Annotated in this window: 19 protein-coding genes; 4 read left to right on the top strand and 15 right to left on the bottom strand. The window is 40.2% G+C overall.

All coding sequences use genetic code 11. From position 1 onward, the window contains the following. Positions 1-4 precede the first annotated feature (4 nt). The 6 genes from JK635_RS16320 to JK635_RS16295 form a co-directional block, all read right to left on the bottom strand. Positions 5-937: an aldo/keto reductase gene (locus JK635_RS16320; protein ID WP_202655015.1), complete on the bottom strand. Its 933-nt coding sequence runs from the start codon at positions 935-937 to the stop codon at positions 5-7. 186 nt (positions 938-1,123) lie between these two features. Further along, the gene (locus JK635_RS16315) at positions 1,124-2,275 is read right to left on the bottom strand and encodes a glycerate kinase (protein WP_202655014.1); all 1,152 of its coding nucleotides are present in this window, start codon (positions 2,273-2,275) and stop codon (positions 1,124-1,126) included. Between the two features lie 289 nt (positions 2,276-2,564). Further along, positions 2,565-3,113, bottom strand: coding sequence for a BMC domain-containing protein (locus JK635_RS16310; protein WP_202655013.1), 549 nt, complete (start codon positions 3,111-3,113; stop codon positions 2,565-2,567). 1 nt (position 3,114) lies between these two features. Beyond that, complete coding sequence (locus tag JK635_RS16305; protein WP_202655012.1) at positions 3,115-4,440, bottom strand: 4Fe-4S dicluster domain-containing protein; 1,326 nt, start codon at positions 4,438-4,440, stop codon at positions 3,115-3,117. 436 nt (positions 4,441-4,876) lie between these two features. Then, a complete protein-coding gene (locus JK635_RS16300; RefSeq protein WP_202655011.1) occupies positions 4,877-6,244 on the bottom strand; it encodes a dipeptidase in 1,368 nt (455 codons plus the stop codon). Positions 6,245-6,713: 469 nt separating this feature from the next. Then, positions 6,714-7,190 carry a hypothetical protein gene (locus tag JK635_RS16295; protein WP_202655010.1) on the bottom strand — a complete coding sequence of 159 codons (477 nt, stop codon included), beginning with the start codon at positions 7,188-7,190 and terminating at the stop codon, positions 6,714-6,716. 468 nt (positions 7,191-7,658) lie between these two features. Between JK635_RS16295 and JK635_RS16290 the strand changes: the two genes are divergently transcribed. Continuing rightward, positions 7,659-8,492 (top strand): hypothetical protein, encoded by an 834-nt coding sequence (locus tag JK635_RS16290; RefSeq protein ID WP_202655009.1) that lies wholly within the window; start codon positions 7,659-7,661, stop codon positions 8,490-8,492. A 12-nt stretch (positions 8,493-8,504) separates the two neighbouring features. Then, positions 8,505-8,651, top strand: a complete 147-nt coding sequence (locus JK635_RS16285; RefSeq protein ID WP_202655008.1) for a hypothetical protein — start codon at positions 8,505-8,507, stop codon at positions 8,649-8,651. A 46-nt stretch (positions 8,652-8,697) separates the two neighbouring features. On the opposite strand, the gene JK635_RS16280 is transcribed toward JK635_RS16285, so the two are convergent. Then, positions 8,698-9,660, bottom strand: coding sequence for a S8 family peptidase (locus JK635_RS16280; protein ID WP_202655007.1), 963 nt, complete (start codon positions 9,658-9,660; stop codon positions 8,698-8,700). Between the two features lie 576 nt (positions 9,661-10,236). Next, positions 10,237-10,872, bottom strand: coding sequence for a 50S ribosomal protein L25/general stress protein Ctc (locus tag JK635_RS16275; RefSeq protein ID WP_202655006.1), 636 nt, complete (start codon positions 10,870-10,872; stop codon positions 10,237-10,239). 314 nt (positions 10,873-11,186) lie between these two features. Between JK635_RS16275 and JK635_RS16270 the strand changes: the two genes are divergently transcribed. Next, the gene (locus JK635_RS16270; protein WP_202655005.1) at positions 11,187-11,813 is read left to right on the top strand and encodes a spore coat protein; all 627 of its coding nucleotides are present in this window, start codon (positions 11,187-11,189) and stop codon (positions 11,811-11,813) included. Between the two features lie 154 nt (positions 11,814-11,967). Here JK635_RS16270 and JK635_RS16265 read toward each other — a convergent pair whose 3' ends face one another. The 3 genes from JK635_RS16265 to JK635_RS16255 all read right to left on the bottom strand — a co-directional run bounded on the left by JK635_RS16265 (position 11,968) and on the right by JK635_RS16255 (position 15,104). Continuing rightward, positions 11,968-12,654: an LrgB family protein gene (locus JK635_RS16265; RefSeq protein ID WP_202655004.1), complete on the bottom strand. Its 687-nt coding sequence runs from the start codon at positions 12,652-12,654 to the stop codon at positions 11,968-11,970. Next, positions 12,632-13,039 carry a CidA/LrgA family protein gene (locus JK635_RS16260; RefSeq protein WP_202655003.1) on the bottom strand — a complete coding sequence of 136 codons (408 nt, stop codon included), beginning with the start codon at positions 13,037-13,039 and terminating at the stop codon, positions 12,632-12,634. Before JK635_RS16260 ends, JK635_RS16265 begins: the two co-directional genes overlap by 23 nt. Before the next feature lie 151 nt (positions 13,040-13,190). After that, on the bottom strand, positions 13,191-15,104 hold the full coding sequence (locus JK635_RS16255; protein WP_202655002.1) for an HD domain-containing phosphohydrolase: 1,914 nt from the start codon (positions 15,102-15,104) through the stop codon (positions 13,191-13,193). Between the two features lie 472 nt (positions 15,105-15,576). Here JK635_RS16255 and JK635_RS16250 point away from each other — a divergent pair, with 472 nt between their 5' ends. Next, positions 15,577-16,083 (top strand): GGDEF domain-containing protein, encoded by a 507-nt coding sequence (locus tag JK635_RS16250; RefSeq protein ID WP_202655001.1) that lies wholly within the window; start codon positions 15,577-15,579, stop codon positions 16,081-16,083. A gap of 246 nt (positions 16,084-16,329) precedes the next feature. Here JK635_RS16250 and JK635_RS16245 read toward each other — a convergent pair whose 3' ends face one another. The 4 genes from JK635_RS16245 to JK635_RS16230 all read right to left on the bottom strand — a co-directional run bounded on the left by JK635_RS16245 (position 16,330) and on the right by JK635_RS16230 (position 22,069). After that, a complete protein-coding gene (locus JK635_RS16245; protein ID WP_202655000.1) occupies positions 16,330-16,890 on the bottom strand; it encodes a sugar O-acetyltransferase in 561 nt (186 codons plus the stop codon). A 391-nt stretch (positions 16,891-17,281) separates the two neighbouring features. After that, positions 17,282-18,808, bottom strand: coding sequence for an osmoprotectant update ABC transporter permease/substrate-binding subunit OpuFB (gene opuFB / locus JK635_RS16240; protein WP_202654999.1), 1,527 nt, complete (start codon positions 18,806-18,808; stop codon positions 17,282-17,284). Beyond that, positions 18,801-19,751 (bottom strand): ABC transporter ATP-binding protein, encoded by a 951-nt coding sequence (locus JK635_RS16235; RefSeq protein WP_202654998.1) that lies wholly within the window; start codon positions 19,749-19,751, stop codon positions 18,801-18,803. The genes opuFB and JK635_RS16235 overlap by 8 nt, the downstream gene beginning before the upstream one ends. Before the next feature lie 239 nt (positions 19,752-19,990). Beyond that, positions 19,991-22,069, bottom strand: coding sequence for a DUF4179 domain-containing protein (locus JK635_RS16230; RefSeq protein WP_202654997.1), 2,079 nt, complete (start codon positions 22,067-22,069; stop codon positions 19,991-19,993). Between the last annotated feature and the right edge of the window lie 54 nt (positions 22,070-22,123).

Here is a 22,123-nt window from a genome sequence, read left to right as displayed (position 1 = left end):
TCATTTAGGAATTAAAAATGGTATCAATCCTTGTTATTTCTTCCTCTGTTAATTGGACCTCAGCAGCTTTGATGTTGTTCAGTATTTGCTCAGGTTGTTTTGCACCGGGAATTACGGCATCAATCGGTCCTCTCGATAAATACCATGAAAGTACTATATGTGCGACCTCAGCGTTCTTGTCAGCCGCTATTTGGCGTAGTTGTTCGACTTTTTCCAGATTGCTGAAATAGTTTTCCTCATTAAATAATGGATGATTTCTTTGTTGTTCGGTCAACTTTGTATCCTTATGATATTTGCCTGTTAGCAAGCCCTTTGCTAAAGGAAAATATGGAATAAAGGATATATCATGGGATGAAAGATAGGGAAAGGTTTCATTTTCGACATCCCGATTAAATAAGTTGTAATGCCCTTGCAGCACTTCAACATAACCGTCCTGATTGGCTTCCTTTATCTGTTCGAGGGAAAAATTAGATATGCCAATCGCCCGTATTTTTCCAGCATCCTTCAATTGTTTTAAAGCCCCAACCGCCTCATATTTCGGCGTTTTCTCGTCAGGAAAGTGGATATAAAACAGATCAATATAGTCGGTTTGAAGTCTTCTTAACGCTTCATCTACACTTTGGATAAGAAATTCCGAAGAATTATCATGAATCATTTTTCCATCAGAGAAGGTATGGGATGCCTTTGTAGCGATCACAAAATCCTCCCGCTTCCCATGTTCCTTCATTACCTCGCCAATTAGCTCTTCAGAGCGGCCAAGCCCATAATAGTAGGCAGTATCAATAAAGTTCATGCCATGACTAACAGCCGTGTGGACAATCTGTTTGGAAACAGCCTCATCGATATTTTCATAAATATTATGCCCACCAATAGCGTTTGCTCCAAGTCCAATAGGGTGGATAAACAGGTTTGTTTTTCCAAGACGAGTTTTTGTCATAGCTAAATGGCTCCTTTCTAGCACATCATTATTAATGTTATTTTGGTGTTGCTATTGAATAGGCTTCTGAAAACGGAGTGGGCGTTTTTCCGCTGCCCACTGTGCTTATGAATCTTCTATGAGAACGGACATGGCCTTTTTTCAAAGCTCCCTGTTCTCATGAAACCTTTGTAAAGAGTTTAATCATCATTCCACCTTGAAGCGAACTGCATGCAGCAGCCTAAATATTTGATTCGTTGTTCTGCGCAGATTTTCAAAGGTGGCTATTGAATCCATCGCTTGTTCCAATGTCATCGGTGAACTCAGAATCGGGAAAATAGAGGTCATCCCAAGCGAGTGCAGAGCTTTCGTCTCTTCAACAACACTTCCGGCGAGGGCAATAACCGGAATATGGCGGCTTTGGGCGAGTCTGGCTACGCCCATCGGAGCCTTCCCCATCGAAGTCTGGCCATCAATCCTTCCCTCACCTGTAATAACTAAATTGGCGCCCACAATGTGCTTCTCCATTTCAAGCATATCCAGTACCAGGTCCACACCAGACTCAAGTTTGGCCTTCAGAAATCCAGAAAACGCCGCTCCCAAGCCGCCAGCAGCACCGGTACCGGCTATATTTTGGATATCCACGCCAAGTTCAGCAGACACAACCTCCGCCAACTGTTTTAGCCCTCGGTCCAGTTCCTCCACCATCTCAGGTGTTGCTCCCTTTTGCGGTCCAAAAATATGGGAAGCACCGTCCGGCCCGTATAGCGGATTATTCACATCACAAGCCACTCTAAAGGAGCATTGTTGCAGCAGTGGATTTACCTGACTGGAGTCTATTTTAACAATATGGGCTAACTCTTTCGCCCCTAAACCGATACTTGCACCACGGCTGTCTAAAAAACGGTAGCCTAGAGCCTGGAGCATACCGATTCCTCCATCATTTGTTGCACTGCCGCCAAGCCCGATCACAAAATTCCGACACCCCTGTCTAGCTGCATCCAAAATCAGTTCGCCGACACCAAAAGTCGTTGTGCATAAAGGATTACGTTTTTCCAATGGGACAAGTGGAAGCCCGCAAGCTTCGGCCACTTCAATGACAGCGGTGTTACCGTCAGCCAATATTCCATAGGCGGCAATTGTCTTTTCACCCAAGGGTCCGGTTACTTCTTTATTAACCAGTTTTCCCCTAGTCGCTTGCACTACTGTCTTTACGGTCCCTTCACCACCATCAGCTAAAGGGAGTTTTAAGATCTCCGCGTCAGGATAGACGTCTTTGATTCCTAATTCAATAGCTTTGCTGCCCTCAACGGAAGAAATGCTGCCTTTAAAGGAATCAATCGCAATTAACACTTTCAATCAGCTCACCCCTTTTATGGAAGAAGTCTCTGATGCTATAAGTATATACGTTTTCACAGTGAAAAAGATAGGATACACCTGTATTTGTGCAGGAAATTGGGTTTCGTTATATATTTATTACAAACATTCCGTCTGGGAAAATTATATCGTAAAACAGTGCTGCCAATCCAAATGAGTGAGGACGAATTTATCTATTCTTTAAACATAAAAAAGGGCCTGTCAAAAAGCCAAATATATGACCTCCTGAGCAGCCCCCTATTTTTCTGTTAAAATGATTGTCCTGACTCTATTAGAATAGACAAGGGATAAATCTCTCAGATGGCGATGGGATAATCTCGGCATTTACCAGTAAGCCTTTTTCTTCGGCAATCGCCCTTCCCGCCTCAATGCTTGCTTCCACTGCCGCTACATTGCCGGTAAGCGTAAAGAAGGCCTTGCCACCCAAGCCATTACCCAAACGAAGCTCAATCGCTTCCACATTCGCAGCCTTAAGGGCGGCATCCGCTGCTAAAATCATCGTGGCAATCGAGAAAGACTCCATCACCCCTAAAGCTTGAATTCTTTCAGGAGTCGTTGTTCCTGTGATCGCAGGAAAAACCTCCGGGCTTACATTTGGGATAATCATAGAATCGACAAAATATTCTTCTGCGATTCTTTCACCCGTTTTAACTGAATCTTGAACAGCCGCGACGTCGCCATGAACAATCGCAATATACTTGCCCGGGCAGCTCGAACTGGCGGTGACAATTTCCACATCCGAAACCTTTACCATCTGGTCTGCTGTAAAAATACCGCGGGCAACACTTGTAAATTCAACAACACCAATTGCACTCGGCATATCAGTCCCTCCTTATTGCAATGAATGTATCATTAATTTCGATGACCGTTCCGGAAATGCTTGCATGAATTGTGGCACCCAAACTATTTTCCGGAATCTTTCCAATCAGCTGTCCGGCCTCAACATGGTCGCCGAGTGAAACAACCGGTACTGCCGGAGCCCCGACATGCTGCCTTCTGGCAATATGTACAACCTCCGGATCTACGGTAATATCCGTCATGGGCGCTGGTTGATCAAAGTGATATAATCCTAATTTGGCAATCAGACGCTTGCTTGGAACCAAACGAAATTCCCGATTTTTGCGAGCTTCGAATTCGGTCTGTTTCGTAGAATAACGGATTTTTTTTTGCACTAATTTCTCTCTGACCATCATATTGGCGTGCTTCGGATAAATCCCGATTGGACAGGAGAACATGGTGCACAAATTACATTGAGAGCAAAGCAGTGCCATCTTTTGGTCTTCGATATCTTCGAGACCATAGTTTGTTACTCTCACCATCTTATGTGGCTGAAGATTATGCCCCAGTAAATACCGCGGGCACAGATCCGTACACATCCGGCATTGTTCACAAGTCTTATTGATTCTTCTAGCCTGATCCATTGTCGTCGTTTTTCTTTTAATCAAATTGTGCTGTTTTTTCAGAATAAGTAAGCCCTTCGTTTTCTTTGTCACATAGCCATCTAGATTGTCCATAACCGGTCCCATCATTGGACCGCCGTCAATAACAGCATAATCATCAAAGTTTTCAATTCCGCTCAACCGCAGTACATCAATAATCGGCGTCCCGACTGGCACCTTTACCGTCAATCGCTTCGGCACATCGCCGGCAACCGTAATATATTTTTCCGTGACAGGCTTATTTTCGGAAGCATGATAGACATTTAAGGCTGTTTCTGTATTAATCACGACGCAGCCGACCTGAATCGGAATCCCTGCTGGGGGAACGACTCTGCCCGTCAGCTCGTAGACCAAAACTTGTTCATCGCCTGCAGGATACATATCCTTCAGTTCTTTTACTTCAACGAAATCCCCTAGCTGCAATGTCTCGATTCGTTTTTTCAGAATCGCGATCACTTCTTTATGTTTTCCTTTAATTCCTAAAAGCGCTTTATGGGCTCCTACCAGCCTTCCTGCTGCTGCAAAACCTTTGATGACTTCATCAGGATACAATTCCATCAATTGCTGGTCCACTCTTAAAAGCGGCTCACATTCAGCGCCGTTTAGAAGGATGTATTCCGCGTTAGCTGCCAATTTCACATGTGTAGGGAATCCTGCCCCACCTGCCCCGATAATGCCGGATTCCTTTACCCTATCTAAAAGACTCAATTTGGCGTCCCTCCAATCTCTTCCATTTTTCCATCACTCTTTTGACTTCACCCAGAATCATGGCCTAAACTCCCCGTGTTGGGATGTTTTTTTTACAAAGTCCTTTTTGAAAAAATGCTTCTAGAATAATAATACTCGTTATACTCGAGGGAAGAATATGACTATTGTTACTATAATTCGAACTTTGACGTTTTGCAGTTTTAAAAAATCCAAACCCTTGGTCATTAATTAGGGTTTGGATTTTTTGAGTAAGCTGATGATTAAACTGTCACTAAATTTGACTCAGTGCTGCCGATGAATCCTGCGTCAAAGCCTTCTCTAGTAGCGATAAGGGCGTTGCTGGTTTTGACAGCTCCGGCGATGGCAATGACATTATGATGCACGGATTGAAGTTTCTCAGCCAGTTTATGGTTTGGTTTATAACCGAGGGCAAGGACTATTTTTTTATCAGTTCGAAAAAGCTGCAGATGGTTAAGATCCCTTTATTAAAGTTTTCCAAATGAAAATGTTCATTCGGAGCATGAAGGTTTTCTCCCGGCAGGCCAAAGCCCATTAGCACAACAGGAACATTCAATGCTTGGTTGAAATCTGATACAATCGGGATCGATCCACCTTCTCGTTTGTACACAGGCGATTTTCCATACACGTTTTGATACGCTTCAGCCGCTTTTTGAATCATCGGACTGTCGATCGGAGTTAAAAATGGATTCCCCGTATCTTGGAGTGATACTTTTATTGTGCATCCCTTAGGTGCAAATTCTTCCAAATGTTTTTTGATCAATTCCTGAATCTTTTTAGGTTGCTGGTTGTTGACAAGACGGCAAGTAATTTTGGCATGGGCCTCGTTCGGGATCACCGTTTTGGTCCCTTCCCCTTGAAAACCACCCCACATTCCGTTAATCTCTAATGTCGGCCGGGAACTGATTCTCTCAGCATAGGAATAATCTTTTTCTCCTCCGGTCAAATCCGTTAACCCTAACGATTCTTTTACTTTTTCTTCATCCAGCCCTAATGCTTTCATTTGTTCCTTTTCAAATTCTGTCAGTTCGACAACATCATCATAGAAATGGGCCACGTTTACTTTTCCGTTTGTATCATGCAAGCTTGAGAGCAGCTGAACCAATAAATGGTTGGCATTCTGAACTCCCCCGCCGTAACTGCCTGAATGCAAATCAGTATTTGCCGTATGAAGAGAAACTTCCAAAGCACATAGACCTCTTAAGGAATAGGTGATGGCAGGGACGCCTTTGTCCCACATATCGGAATCGGAAATGACGACGACATCACAGGATAACTTTTCTTTATTATCAGTTAAGTATGCTGGAAGATGGGGACTTCCGATTTCTTCTTCCCCTTCGATGCAAAATTTAACGTTGACCGGCAATTTCCCCTCCGATTTCAATAAGCTTTCCACTGCCTTGATATGTAGAAACAGCTGTCCTTTGTCATCGGTTGCCCCTCTGGCAAAGATTTTTTCATCGCGGATAGTTGGTTCAAACGGCGGAGTTTCCCACAAATGAACTGGGTCTACAGGCTGTACGTCATAATGACCATATACTAAAACTGTCGGGGCATTTTCCTGGTGAAGCCAGTCGGCATAAATAATCGGATGACCTTCCGTCTGGATCACTTCAACATGCTCCATCCCGATGTTTTTCAATTTATCGGCGATCCAGGAAGCAGCGGTTTGAACATCCTCTTTATGTTCCGACTGTGCACTAATGCTTGGAATCCGGAGCAACTCTTTTAATTCTTCGACGTTCTTATTTTGATTCGTTGCTAAAAACTCAGCTAATTGACTCATGCTATCACCTTTTCTATTATTAATTCCATCCTTATTGTATACAAAAAATGCGAGAAAACCTACTTTTGACTAATGAAACGGGAAATAAATGCACTTATTCCACTTTTGCAAAACTTTGACCGATTGGGTTGATTAATGTCTTTTGCCTATTTCTCATATAGCGAAGACCAACGATATATAAAGAAAAAAATAATAAGAACTCCCCCTGATTACCGGATCACAAGGTTTAGGTTCATTCCACCATTTCCCTTTAGTAATTTGTATGCAGATGTCCATTTTATTAAAAAAATATTATACTAAATTAATAATCCGCCCGGTCAACATTTCTCAGACTGGCCACGACTAATAAATGGGTCTGATTGGGTTAACCTTTAACGGCTTTTACGTCCATGTAATTTTTCAGCTTCCTATTGCTTGTTGCGAACTTATAACCTGACTTTCTGCGGCCAAAAGTTTTTCTCAAAAATAATCAAACTTGCTTGATCGCTTTTAAATGCTGGACATGTATACCTATATGCCCTATACCAATTATGATCGCTGATGCAATTAGCCAGACAACTTTACCATAAATGCCTAACAGTAAAAAAGCGATAACCGGCAAACTCGCACCAGGCACAGGAATCCCCCAAAAACTGCGATAAAAGTTTGCTTCCGTATGATCATTTATAAAATAGCGAATCCAACTAATCTCATAAACAATCATCAATAAAAACGATGCAATCAACCAGAAACTCCACGGAGAAAAGGCCGTAATGTTAAAATCTTTAAAAATCAGGATGCTGCAAGTACAGCAAACTTGTCCAACACGTTCAAACACTAATAATATTTTATTTTCGTGGCTGCTATCATAATCTATCGGCTTATTCTTACTCCAAATGATATTCGGAATCCATAACATCAATAAATAGATCAGACCTACATATGAAAATCCTAAATGTCCTAACATATTAGTCCCTCCTTGAAAAAATGACATGCTTACATGAATAGTCATTTCACAAACCATTAAGCAGCATCTTCATTCCCTCCCATCGTGTATCAGAGTGATATATATGTCAAGAAAAAATGGAAGTAGTTGAAAACAATAAAAACCTAACAAAATTATTCTGGATGCACTGGCGCCACTTTTTATGCATAATCTGTTCTAACCTGGAGATATAAACAATAATATAGCCATTGGGAAGGAGCTGCTTTGATGATACAGACTAGCATTAAACATCTTTTGGAAATTGACATGCACGTAACCATTTCAAGTGAGAAGGAAGGTATCCTTAAAAATGGAACCAAGGTATTCAGAACTACAATTAAACGGACTCGACCCATTATTCCTGGTAAAAAATAACTAATTATTCTGCCATGCCTTGTAAACAAAACTTTATTTTTGTAAAATTAAGCCAAATAGGGAGGCGATGCTTATTTGGCTTGGAAAGATAAATTCAAACAATTTGGCATACCGGGTTTTATACTGTTTGTTATCATCTCTTTATTTTCCCTTTATTTAATCACCAATGACTCTGAACTTTTGAGAGATCTCCACGTAAAGATGTCCAAGTTTGTTACTTCCGGCTTTTTTCAATACCAAGAACAAAAAAGTCCTATTTTACAAGCACTACAATTTATTCTATTAATTTTGATTTATGGTTTATTTCTTTTGGGTTTGGTAAATGCTGCTTTAATGATTAAGAAGGTGATTTTGAAACCAACTCCTTCCGTTTCCCCACATAATGATTTTGAATCATACTTAGAGCTTGAAGACAAGTTAGGAGATGTGTTAACTGCATTTGAGCAACAATCTTCTGTTAGAGTAATAGACGAAAAAATGACCATCTTTATGCTGCGAAATCATGAAGAAATCAAGAAAATATTCGGCCTCCCTGAACGTCTTATCGAATTTGTCTGGTACTTCCAAGGAAAAAACAATGATGTTGAATTAGTATATTTAAAAACACCTTTAGACATCGAAGGTGCGGCCAAATTAATAAACTCTGCGCTGGACATGCCATATGTCCGGGTACAAGAGCCTTCTGTCAACAGCCGAATGGAATTACGGGAAAGTCCCATTAAGCAGTTCATATCCGTCCGCAATTACGGTACTTTAAAGCTGGGACTTGCCGTATTTATTCTCAAAGAAAACATATTTACAAAAGAAAAATTAAAGGATTTTATCTACTGTACATCGAAAATCATTTTATTAGGCACAAATAACCGATTTTTACGACATTTTAAAAGGAAAAAGAATAATGGAATTTAGGAGACGGCTTTTATGGCGAGAACAGTCAAGGCAAACACGATTGGTTCCTCGACGATCAAACGAAATGGCGCAGTTGTGAAAGGAACAAAAGGTAACCGGATTGCGAATCTGAGCAATCTTAAGGAGAATGTAAGATTATCGAGGAAACAAAATGCCTAATCGAAGAAACAGCACTTAAAGGGTGCTGTTTCTTTGTTCATGGAACCTACAATTCCACTATTTCAGGAGTGAATTGCTTAGCAAAAAGTTCTGACAAGTGCTCCGGGACAGTTAAGAAAATTAATCCATTGCCTTCAAGTTTTGGTGAATTTCCTAATGGGACAGTCCGTTTAATTAATTGGGCATAGAGTTCGGGTTCTGTCAAATTCCGTTCAAAGCTGGAGTTGGCCAGTACTTTTATCAGCGCCATGGCTCCGGAAACATGAGGCGTTGCCATGGAGGTTCCGCTTAATGTTGCATAGGTTCCATTTAAATAGGTGGATAGAATTTTTTCACCAGGAGCCACTAAGTCAACTTCATTATTTGAATTGGAAAACCTGGATGAGTTCCTATTTAAGTCAACCGCCCCAACACTGATCACTTCATTATATGAGCCGGGATATGCAAATTCATCCGTTGAATCATTGCCATCCCCCTCATTACCTGCTGCACAAACGACCAGAATATTATGTTGAACCGCTGTTTGAATCGCTTTATGCAATTCAGGGACATCTACCGGACCGCCAAGCGACATCGAAATAATATCAGCCTTTTGCTCAATGGCATAGTTAATTCCATTAATAATCCATTCGTATTGACCGGAACCTTTTTTATCCAACACCTTAATGATCAGTAATTTTGCCTCCGGCGCAACCCCTACAACACCGTTATTGTTTTGAATCGCTGCAATCGTGCCTGCAACATGGGTGCCGTGGCCATTGTAATCCTTGTAAACATCAGGGTCTCCATTATCATCGTTCGTAAAATTTCTCCCGCCGATAATCTGATCTTTTAAGTCGGGATGAGTCAAATCACAGCCGGTGTCTAAAATGGCAACTGTGATTCCTTTTCCTTTTGTTTTCTCCCAAATTTTTGGAGCCTGAATCATTCCAATCCCCTTTGGCACTTCATTGACCGTGTCGAATTGCTCCACTACTTGATACGGAATCAAACCTACCTTTTGCTCCATTTATTTCCCTCCTATTGGATATATTTGAAGTAGGCCAAGGATGTTACAAGTAGTTTAACAATTCTGATTAATACTTAACAGTTACTTTTGCAGTGTTTTTATTCCTTTATTATTGTCGATTACATTAGTAAGTACTGGGATGATGGTGAACCGAAAGTGTACTCATAAGCAGGACTCACCGTTTACCCGTCATTTTTCTGATTTTACCCGTCAAAATTGGAAATTTACCCGCCGATTTTGGAACTTTACCCGTCGGTTTTGACCGTTTACCCGTCGGTTTTCAAAATTTACCCGTCAACTGCAATTTATCTGAGAATTTATCAGAAAATTTATCTGTCTTTTCGAATCTCTTCTACAATCAATAGAAAAAGAGCCGAATCGCGAGCAATTATTTGGGTATATCGACGCGACGCCTGTCATTTCAATTTTCCCCATTTGTGACGATACAAAAAGAACCCAGATCGAAATTGAAATCGATCGGGTTCTTTTTGTAAAAAAACACCATTTTACACAAGAGTGCAGCATTTAAATAAGCAGCGCCGCGACTCCCCGAAACGGATCCGCTGTATTTATGGGTTATGCCCCTTGAGTTACCAAGGTTTTTTGTCCTGCATCTGAGGCTGCACTGCTTTGTTCATCGTTGGAACTATCATCCTGTACAAAACCAGAATCAATAATTGTAGCAATTACTTCATCGTCCTCATGCTTAATCGTGATATTATGATATTTATTTCTAATTGCACCTATATTAATGGTATGTCCAATCTCCAGATCAGAAATATCCACTTCAATAGCTTCGGGAATCTCATTTGGTTTCGCGGTAACATTAATTTCATGAAGAGATTGTTGTAGAACCCCTCCATGTTCTACCCCTTTTGCATTTCCTGTTAACTCAACATAGACCTTCGCGTGAATTTCAGAAGACATGTCGACATGAAGAAAGTCCAAATGAAGAATATCATGACTAATCGGGTTCCATTGAAAATCTTCAAGGACCACATTCCTTGGTTTGCCACCAATTTCAAGGGAGATAATCCCGTTTCTTCCATGATCCCTAATGAGTTTGAGGAAATCCTGATTTTTCACAGCAATTGCCTTGCTGTTTTCATGTTTCCCATAGACCACTGCCGGGATCTTTCCTTCCTTTCTTAATTTGGTCAAAACGGATCTTCTAAATTCTTTGCGCTCCTCTGCCACTAATCTATTATTCATGGCGTTTCACCTTCCGATAAGTAAGAATTTTAGACATAGGTATAAAATTTCTTAATATTATAGGAATGTCTAAGGGAAAAAGGAAAAATATGCTTTTCCATTATTATTTTAATATAGAATTCAAAATTCGACAAATATTTTGACTGTAGGATGCATCATAGTTCAACAGCAAAGCCTGTTCGCTATAATTTCCCCGTTTATTTCCATGAATTCAGCAACACAATTCAGCAACAGATTATCCCTAAAATGGTGTATTTTTTTGCCTCATATCGAACAATATATGGAATGAAATATAAATTTTGGAGGGAAGCAGAATGAAACTAGCGGCACATGAATTGCATGATTTAAATGAACTGACGATGAGCTGTGTAAATTCAATCACTAATATGGCCTACATGCTCCAACATGTTCAGGATTCGGAATTTAAAAAAATTCTCGAAAGACATTTACCTCTTCATGTAAGGGACTATAATATGAAAGTTGAATTTTTAAATAAAATGGAGGGGGCTAAAAAGGAATTACCACTGTTAAGCGAAAACAGACAGGTTTCCGACCAAACCTTGCAAATGATTTCTCCTGCTCCCGCTGTTCAGCCTAGAACCATGGTAGAAAATATGAATGACCGCGAAATGGCCACAGCCTATCTATTAACGTTGAAAAGAGCCGGTCGAGAATATGCGTGGGCCGCGATGGAGATGGTCAATCCGGAGATTCGCTCATTCTGCCAAACAGCCTTTATGATGAGTTGTTCTCATGCGTATGACATGTGGCAATATATGGCTTCCAAAGGGTATTATCCTGTTGAAAATGCAGCCCCAGCGGATATTGCCAAAATTGGCGCCATGTATCAGGTTATTCCGGAAAACTCCGATCAAATTCAACAGTATATGGCCCACTACCAGAATCCTACGGTCGGAAACAGCGACCAGCTTTATCAATAATTTTTCAAGAAGATGGATGTCCCCTTTGAATCCTGCAAGAATCTCCGGCATCCGTCTTCTTTTTTTGTAATGTTACACCGTTTCCACAAACCAGTTGGCTTTCGACCAATGCGGTGTAGTCATTGTCAGTTAAATACCATTCTACGAACACATTTTAAAAGTGGATGAGAGGATAAATCCACGGGAGAATGATTGAAGTAATAATTGCTGCTGCCCCCATCGCCAGACTTGAAACGGCTCCTTGAACGGGACCTTCCATCATAATTTGACTGGTGCCAATCCCGTGCGATACAGTACCAATACCAAGACCGCGTGAAAAGGGGTCGGTAATTTTTACTAATGATAAAATGATGGGGCCCAGCACTGCCCCAAAAATACCTGCGGTAATAACAAAGGCTGCTGCCAGCGGCGGGTTCCCGCCAATAAGAACAGCCGCTTCAATTGCCACAGGTGTAGTGACGGCTTTCACCGCAGACGTCGCTTGAAAACGGTCAGATAATCCTAATGCTTTTGTAAGCCAAACAGCCGAAGTAATCGTTGAGATTGTACCGATCATTAGTCCCCAGACAGCAGGTTTGAGCTTATCCTTAATGATTTTTTGATTTTTATACATTGGAACCGCAAGAGCAACAGTAGCAGGTCCCAGCATAAAGGTCATCCAATCTTTTGCAGGTGTATATTGGTAATAGCTGATGCCCAATGAGCTAAGAATCACGATTATGACTGCAGTGGCGGTTAATATCGGCGTGGTAAATGGGGATGGGAACCGTTTTGCCAGTTTGATTGCAGCTATATACACGATGAGCGTTATAAAAATACTAGGCAGAGTGAGACTGTCCATGATAAGTCTTATCCCTCCCGGTTGAATTCTCTTGCTTCTTTGTCAAATATTGAGTTGTTCCCGCTGTTATCACCAAGCCAATGATCGTACTGAATCCAATCATTAGCAGCAATTGTAATCCGTGGGTTTTAATTAATTCTCCATAGTTCATTAGGCCGACAGCAATCGGGATGAAGAAAAATCCTAAGTGCTTATTTAAAAAGGCTGCTCCCTTCTCAATAAACCTTACCTGAATCACTTTGCAGGTTAACATGATATATAAAATAATGATCCCCAATACACTTGATGGAATAGGGATATGGAAGGTCTCAACAATATATTTTGAAAATGCATAAATAAGCCAAATAAAAAAAAGCTGGCCTAAGAATAAAAAGCCATTTTTCACAAGATGACATTCCTTTCCTTTTCTTCATTATGATAATACTTTACCAAGGTCCAGCAAATTTGAAAAGAAAAAAGTCCCTATCAGCGGGCCCAAAAAACTAGACCGTCTCCAAAAACGGAAACGGTCATATTCCCTTTACAAAAATTTAAAATTACTGAACTTCTGTTGAAGTCGTTATTTGATAAGGAGTGATAAATTCATCCCACATCGAAAGGAATACATCAATTAAATTCGGGTCAAAATGTTCACCTTTTCCTTCTATTAATATCGTTTTCACTTTTTCCGGAGGGAAAGGATCTTTATAGGCTCTTTTGGTTAACAATGCATCAAAGACATCTACTATGGCGACGATTCTTCCTTCAAGCGGTATTTCCTCACCCTTCAATTGATTGGGGTATCCTGTTCCATTCCATTTTTCATGATGCGTATTAGCAATCCGTGAAGCCATTTGAATAACAGGCAAATCCAGTTTTGACAGAATTTTATGGCCAATCTCCGAATGGGTTTTCATTGATTCCCTTTCTTCATGTGTTAATTTTCCTGGTTTATTTAAAATCGCATCAGGAATTCCTACTTTACCAATATCATGGAATCTTGCAGCAAGTTCTATGTTATGGATAAACTGTTGATCACAACCGGATATTTGCGCTAATTTTCTGGCCAGCATTCCAATCCTTTCCACATGTTTACCAGTATCATCGTCTCTTAATTCTGCCAGCTCTAACAAACTTTCAATTGTATCAAAAATGACTTTTGTTTCATCGGTAATATTCTGGCTTACTAGCAGCCGGTGACTTAATTCAGCAATGGCTGGCTGCGGTAGCTGCCATGTTTTAAAGTATTGCGAAATATTGTCATTTTCTTTCGAAGTAATAAAGGACTCGCCGCTATCATGGCGAACCGGGCATCCTGTACAGGGGAGAACCCGATTATATAAAAGTTCATAGCAGCGTTTTCCTAAAATGGCATCATTCTTAACTCCTTGTGACTCTAATAATCGCTTGGCATTGTCATCAACCCAAGTGACAATCCCAAAATCCAAAATATCAATTTCATAGCCGAAAATGTTTAGAAAGCTATAAGTTTCCAGCGACTTATATGGCATTAACAGTTCTCTCACGACTGCTAACGTAAATCTGATTAAACGCTCAAATGAACCTAAGAACGTGATAACTTCTTTTTCATATTGAGAATCCCTCTTTAAAAATGTCTCACGGACTGCTTCATTAAAAAGATCAATGATAAAAGTCAACTCTTGCTCTGAAATATTCTTTTGATTAATTTTCTTTACCCAATCTCGAATAACCCGATAAAACGAGATCTCATCCCTGTATACTTTCTCCTGGAAAAATTGTGTAAGATAATTTTTTAGATATTCAGTTTCGCTAAGAACATCTTTGGATTTCCAAGGAATATGGGCCGCTCGCTGAAAAAGACCCTGATAGAACTTTTTCATAATTTCTTCCAAGCGATAAGTTAATTTACCATTAAAAGTATCTAAAATATCAAAATCTTGGTCAATTAACCCGGCTTTATTCTGTAAATGTTTAAATTCATACCGTAAAGGAAACAGTGCTTTATCCATTTCAATTTTTGTATAGGCAGTAACGACAATTTGGACATCGAAATTGAGCAGCGATTCGATTGCATTCATTAATTCAGAAGCCTCTTTAATAGGCATTGATTTGACCAGAAAATCTAATACTATTTGGCAGTATAAACGGTGTACAGAAATAAACCATTGTAAATCCAATCCAATTCTTGAGTGAACACTGCCGACTTTATAGCGATTTTTAATATAGGCGTCATTGATAATTGGACAGAAAACTTGCGTTAAATAAATCCGTTGGGTCTCCTTCAGTTGCTCTAATGTAGAAGAGTAATCAATAATTTTTTTTAGATGATCGACCCGATAAATTTGTTCATAAAGCTCATCTACTATCGGACCCACTAACGGCAATAATATATCCTTATGCTGGTGAATTAGTTCTAGTGATGATTCAGTAACACCGGTTAGCGACAATAGTGATAACCGTTCGGGATCATTAATTAAAATATAAGCCATCTGTGAACACTTCCTCTAAATGTTGGGATAATAACTGACAGACTAACTTTCCCTGAAAATATCACGGTTCTGTTGGATTTTGAGATTGGAAGAAAGGTATGGTTCATGACTTTTGCTGAGGAACTGCTTGATTCTAGTATTGGGTGATTGGTTAGCCTTTTCAGTTTCTTTCGTCGTTTAAGAAATATTGATAGTGAATAAAACTTTTAAAACAAATAATGGTTCTATTAGAATATTTTAAAACAATCAATATGAAAATTAAATGAAAATCCGCCATTTTTCCCCAAAAAAATTGGAAATATACTAATACATACGAGGTATTACTGCCATTACATCGAATAAGGAAATGGGCTTATTTACACCTGGATTCATTCAGACAATCTTTTTTTTATCCTTATATTTAGTGATGATTCTTGGGAATACAGGATTTATCTTAATCCTGAAGGAGAGGGCAGATGAGGAACTCATTTATATGGCATACTATGATGAATTAACCCAAACGTTAAATCAAAGAACGTTTATTTCAAGAGCTGAACAAATTATTGCTCAATGTATAAAGAATCAAGAGCACCTGTCCTTTATTCTATTTGATATCGACCATTTTAAGAATTTCAATGATACCTATGGTCATGATACCGGAGATCGAATACTACAGGACCTTACACAGCGAATCCGCCAGTTTCTCGGTTCTACAAATCTTATTGGCAGATATGGCGGTGATGAGTTTGCTCTCCTTCTGTACGGAATGGACAAAAATGAAACTGAAAAGTATTTAGAACAGATTATGGGGCTTGTTGCGGAAGCAGATATACCCGGTGTTTCCGAAAAGTATACCATTAGCATGGGGGTCATCAACCTTATCCCCAATAAACATACAGAACTAGACAGTCTTTATGCTTTTTCAGATAAAGCACTCTATCAAGCCAAACATAACCAAAGAAACTGCATATGCTTTGGTGAGATTATGGTAGAACAGTAGTAGAAAAAGCAGGGACTGTTCTTTTTGATCATACGATGTGTCATTAAAAAGGACCTTACAAATTGATTTACATCTTATGTATGATCCTTTTTTCAATAACTGGCTTGGTGATTCTTTTCTGATTCAATTCTAGAAATTTTTTAGAAATACAACTATTTCAATTTATTAGCTCACCAAATTTCCCCAGCAAACATTGAATAGCACTTTATACGAATTGAGAAGAACCTCATAGTAGATATGACTTCCCTATTCCTCAATCCATTTAATGATTTTTGCAGGGTTTCCTCCCACTACCACATTATCTGGCACGTCTTTGGTAACGACGGCACCTGAAGCAATGACAACATTGTCGCCTATTGTAACACCAGGATTGATGATGGCACTGCCGCCAATCCATACATTGTTTCCAATGGTAATCGGTTTCGCGTACTCTCTTCCTTCGTTCCGTTCAACAGGCTTGAGCGGGTGAGTTGCTGTGTAGATCTGTACGCCAGGTCCCAGCATACAATTATCCCCAAATCGCACTTCACAAACATCTAAGATGGTACAGTCGAAGTTCGCAAAAAAGTTTTCACCCACGTGTGTGTTATAACCATAATCAAATCGTATATTGGGCTCCATATACACGTTTTCCCCAGTGGAGCCGAGGAATTCCTTTAATAATTGAGTCCTCCTTTCTGCTTCAGATTCGAAAGTTTGGTTATATATTCTAACCTGCCGTCTTACTGCCTCGCGTTCCTTTGATAACTCTGGGTCAGCAGGGTTGTACATTTCCCCAGCCAACATTTTCTCTTTTTCAGTTTTCATTTTTATCATTTCTCCTAAATATGAATGTGTCGAAAAAATGTATTCCTATATGCTATGACATTACTTGCTTCGAATACTTGTCTAATTATTTCATTTGTATGTTTTGTCCACCCGACAGAAGCATAGACTTCTCTTATTTCATCAAGATTTGCATTGGAGAAATCACTATGAATTTTTAAATTCAAATATATCCCCTCTTTCCAACAATGCCTTCTCTCACATAGGTGTTAACCCTAGCTTATTAGAAATATGGATTATTTACAATGCTATTAGTCATAAGTGGCCCAAAATACCCAGCACAAAACTTCGGAACCGCCTGTTCGTGTCTATTTAACAGGTTCATTGAAGCAAGTAGACCTCTAGGATGATGTGCATCAAGCTGGGCTTTCGACTATTTCTTTTCCTTCCATAATCCTGCTTTGATTAAAAAATTCCTTGCGACAGTCTTGGCACTTTTTCCTTGAACAGCTACTTCATAGTTCATTTTCCGCATTTCACTGTCTGTGATTTTACCTGACAGTTTATTTAATGCAGGGACAATGTCCGGATACTTGTCTATAGTTTCCTGCCTTAATAACGGAGCTCCCTGATATGGCGGGAAGAAATGCTGATCATCTTCCAGAACTTTCAAATGATATTTTTGCAATTCGCCATCAGTGGAATAAGCATCCATTAGATTAATATTGCCTGCTTTCATTGCTGTATATCGGACAGAAGACTCCATCGTCACAAGCGAGTGAAAGTGTAGCCGATACTTTTTGGACAAGCCTGGATAACCGTCAGACCGGTCTGTGAACTCCCGGGTAAAACCTGCTTTCACATCGGACTGGACATTCGCCAAATCCGATATTTTTTCAAGGTGATAGGTTCGGGCCAAGCTTTCCGGCACCGCCAATGCATAGGTGTTATTGTATTGCATCGGTTTTAGCATGACCATATGGAATTTCTTTGACATCCCGCTCTTCGCCTGGTCATACACTTCCCTGTTATCAGTACTTATCGGTTCTTCCTTCAAAAATTCAGTGATCGCTGTTCCCGAGAATTCCGGATAAATATCAATATCTTTTGATTTAAGCGCATTAAAGACAAAAGAAGTACTGCCGAGCCCTGACTTTAATTCCACTTTCAAGTCAGTATTTTCTTCAATCAGCAGCTTATACATATTGATCAGGATTTCCGGTTCGGATCCCAGTTTGCCGGCAATGACAAGTTTCTGTTGTCCGGCCGGATGAATAAAGCTGGAACCGATTATCAGCAAAATAATAATCGAAAAAGTTAAAGCGGCAATCATAACATTTTTAAATGAAACTTTTTCAAGCTGCCGGAGTAGGACATCAAGAAGAATCGCCAATAATGCCGCCGGGACAGCACCAAGAAAAATAAGGGTATAATCATTACGGTCGATCCCCAGCAGAATGATATCCCCCAAACCGCCTGCACCAATCAGAGCGGCGATGGTCGCCGTCCCGACAATTAAAATCGTCGCCGTTCTTATCCCCGCCATAATGACAGGCATGGCTAAAGGAAGTTCCACTTTTAAAAGTCTTTTTCTTCGATTCATTCCCATTGCATCTGCCGCTTCCAACAATGCAGGGTCCACTTCTTTGATCCCGGTATAAGTATTCCGTAAGAGCGGGAGCAAGGCATATGCCACCAAGGCAATAACGGCAGGTAACGTCCCAATTCCAAATAAAGGAATTAACAGTCCAAGCAAGGCTAAAGATGGAATCGTTTGTAAAACTGCCGTAATTCCGATAATCATCTCGGCCACTTTTCGCTTGCGTGTCAAATAAATGCCCAATGGAATGGCTATGATGATAGCGATAAAGAGGGCAATCAAGGAAATCTGAATATGTTCCCACAGAGCATTGAGGAGCTGTCCTTTTCTAGATGAAAAAACGGCTATTAAATTATTCATGCAATCGCCCTCCCTGTTTTACATATTGGGCCATTTTGCGGAGCAAGTTTGAACGGTGAATGACGCCGATGACGTTGCCGTTTTTTTCTACAGCGATCACCTCAGCTGCCGCCATCCGTTCAAGCAGCTCATTCAACGGCATGGTATAGGGAACGGGCTGTTGATCGTTCACGCTGGCATCTTCAACAGGTGTAATAACATCATGCCAATCCAGATTCATTTCTTGCATTCCGACGAATTCGCGAACAAACTCATTCTCGGGATTGGTTAAAAGTTCTGAAGGTGTTCCGATTTGCACCACTTGTCCTTCCCTCATCAGGCAAACCCGATCACCAAGTTTCATTGCTTCCTTCATGTCATGGGTGACAAATACAATCGTCTTCTTGATGGTACGTTGAATGTCCAACAGATCATCCTGCAGCTTTTCACGGCTGAAGGGGTCAAGAGCACTGAACGGTTCGTCCATTAACAGAATCTCCGGGTCTGCCGCTAATGCCCGGATAACCCCAACCCGTTGCTGCTGCCCGCCGGAAAGTTCCCCTGGTTTCCTACTGCGGTATGTTGCTGGATCAAGCCCGACCATATGTAAGAGTTCATCCACCCGCGCTGCCATTTTTTCCTTGCTCCATTTTTTCATTTCCGGCACTACCGCAATATTTTCGGCAATCGTCATGTGTGGGAAAAGGGCAATCTGTTGCAGGACATACCCGATCTCCCAACGAAGCTCATGAATGTCATAATCACTGATTGGTTTTCCATTGATTGAGACCGTTCCGCTAGAGACACCAATCAGCCTGTTGATCATTTTTAATGTCGTGGTTTTTCCGCAGCCGCTCGGACCGATGAGGACAAAGAACTCTCCATCCTTGATCTCGAGATTCAATGATTTTACAGCAGTAGTCCCATCTGCATATTGTTTCGTTACTTTTTCAAATCGAATCATATCATTTCCCCTTGTAACGGCGATTCAGGCAGCCTTCCAAATCTCCTATTTTTTCATATTTTCACTATTTAAACATGTTATTCATCCGATCAAAGTATATTATATCAAAAAGAGAAAATGGATATAGTTTTCGATAAGGATCTCAATAGCGGTTTCGATGTTACCATTTGATGCGAGTAATACTTTTTTACAATCCATTTTAAACATTGCGTTTGGAAAGGTTGCCCGGCCGGCAGAGTTTAGTTTAACGAAATCTTCACAACCTTATCCAAATATTTCGTTGTTTGATATCCATCAATCTCCAGTTTTTTAGGAATTACGGTTTTTCCATTGTCGTCATGATGTAATTCCATGCTTTGAACGGTAACAAAATACCGCGGCTGCTCGATTTTTTCATATGAGAACGAGCTTTCATTCGTATCGTATTCTACCCCGTTTTTATCAACCACCACTCCTTCAGCGCTTCCCTCCATTGAACTGGGTTCATTTTCATCCTTATCCAAAATACGAAATTGAAGCGACTCATATACCCGATTCTTAATTTCATGATTGCTTATAACAACTTTCGTCGGCTGTCCGACTTCCAGTTTGTCGATCGAAATGGTGCTGCCAACATATTGAAAGGTTTGCGGATATTTCTTAGAAGCATCTAGTTCGATGGTTTTTGGATCCTCAAATGTTAAATGAGCAGAATTGAGGTCGATGTTGACCTCCATTGGTTTTTCTCCAAAAACAGGGTCAAACTGTGTTTGAAAAGTATTCCAATTCTCGTCTTCTTGTGAATCCAAAAAAGAGCTGCCAATTATATCAGCTTTCACTTTTTTGTTGTTCACTTCCATTTTATCAATATTAAGAACATCTATTCGCTTCTCTGGCTGTTTATCATGAATAGCATAAAGCAGAATCGTTGATGTTGGAGCAATGATTAGTTTATCAAATCGAACCTGAATCCCCTCGACTTCTGTTTCTTTATCCAATGCATATTCGTGCGATGGCTGTTTTTTCACAGGAATCTTAAAGTTCCACTCCCCTGATTCATATTCCATGGTATCCCGAAGAACAAAACTAGGCCAGTCAGAGGAATCACGAATCAATTTATAAAGCTTTGTGATTCTGAGTTTAATGGTTCCGTCATCCTTTGAAAGGGGAGGCAGGCTAATTTTCCCCTGATAGACATTCTTTCTTTCATTATTTCTTTTCGATTTAAGGTCAGGGAGATAGTACTTTGGATATGTTACTGAGCTCATGATTTCAGATTCGTTCTCCACAACAATTCCATCATAATAATTCATCATCATATATTGATTTTCTTCTTTTTTATCCTCGACTTCATAAAAAACCAGCGTCTGAACATCATCAGCAATCGCACTCTTGATCTTTATTTTCAACCCATTGCTTTCCGCTTCCAGGTTCAACCTTTCACCGAGGTCATGCTGCAGAAACGCACGTAATTCTTCATCTTCCTCCGTCCAAGTATAATAAAGACTGCGAAACGTCCCTGTAAAAAAACCGATACTTATTAATAGAATTATAGCTCCAGTAAAAATAAGCCCAATTCTATTACGTTTCTTGTTCTTTAGTTGTCTCTGCAGTTCCTCTTCTGCCAGCCGATCTTTGACGTTCCCCAGAAAATCTGCCGGCATATGCAAAGTAGCAAGCTTTTCTGAAAGATTTAACAAGGTTAACATGACATCCTGAAAGGCAGCTAAATCCTCCTGACAGTTTTGACAATGATAAATATGTATCTCGAAATCTACCTTTTTCGGCCGCTCCATGGTTCTTTCCAAATAATCAATGTAATCCTTGTGGTACTCTTTGCAGCCATTAAAAGTGGCTTCATGCCCTAGTTGGTTTTTTAATGACTGAATACCGGAAAACAATAAATCTTTCATCTTTTCTACTGAAACTTGGAGAATCTGTGCCGCTTCCTCCTTAGAAATCCCTTTTATATAGGTAAGGAGCATCGCTTCCTTCTGATCCACTTTCAATTGATCGAGTGCTTTGAACAGATCCAGGGAAGGTTCACTTCCCTCTGTAGCCTGAAACCTGCTATGATCATAAAGCTCTCTGCAGGTATGGATGAAAATGGATGTAACCCATGTTTCGAATGAGGTTTCTCCTTTAAATCGTGGTAACTCCTTGTTGGCTTTCATAATCGACCGGTAAAATAGCTCCCCTATTTGCTGTTGATTGCCAAGATAGAACCAACCAAGTGTATAGAACGATTGTTTATGCTGATCGAACCAGTCGACGATGGCTTCGATACCTTTTTCTTTTATCATAGTGATTGAATTAGAATCTATTTTTGCCGGGATCATCAATGTGCCTCCCCCCCTTTTCTGTCTCTACATCTTTTACCTATCACTATTTTT

This window comes from Neobacillus paridis, from assembly GCF_016765675.1.
Classification (GTDB): Bacteria; Bacillota; Bacilli; order Bacillales; family Cytobacillaceae; genus Neobacillus; species Neobacillus paridis.
This window is presented reverse-complemented; position numbering and strand designations above follow the sequence as displayed.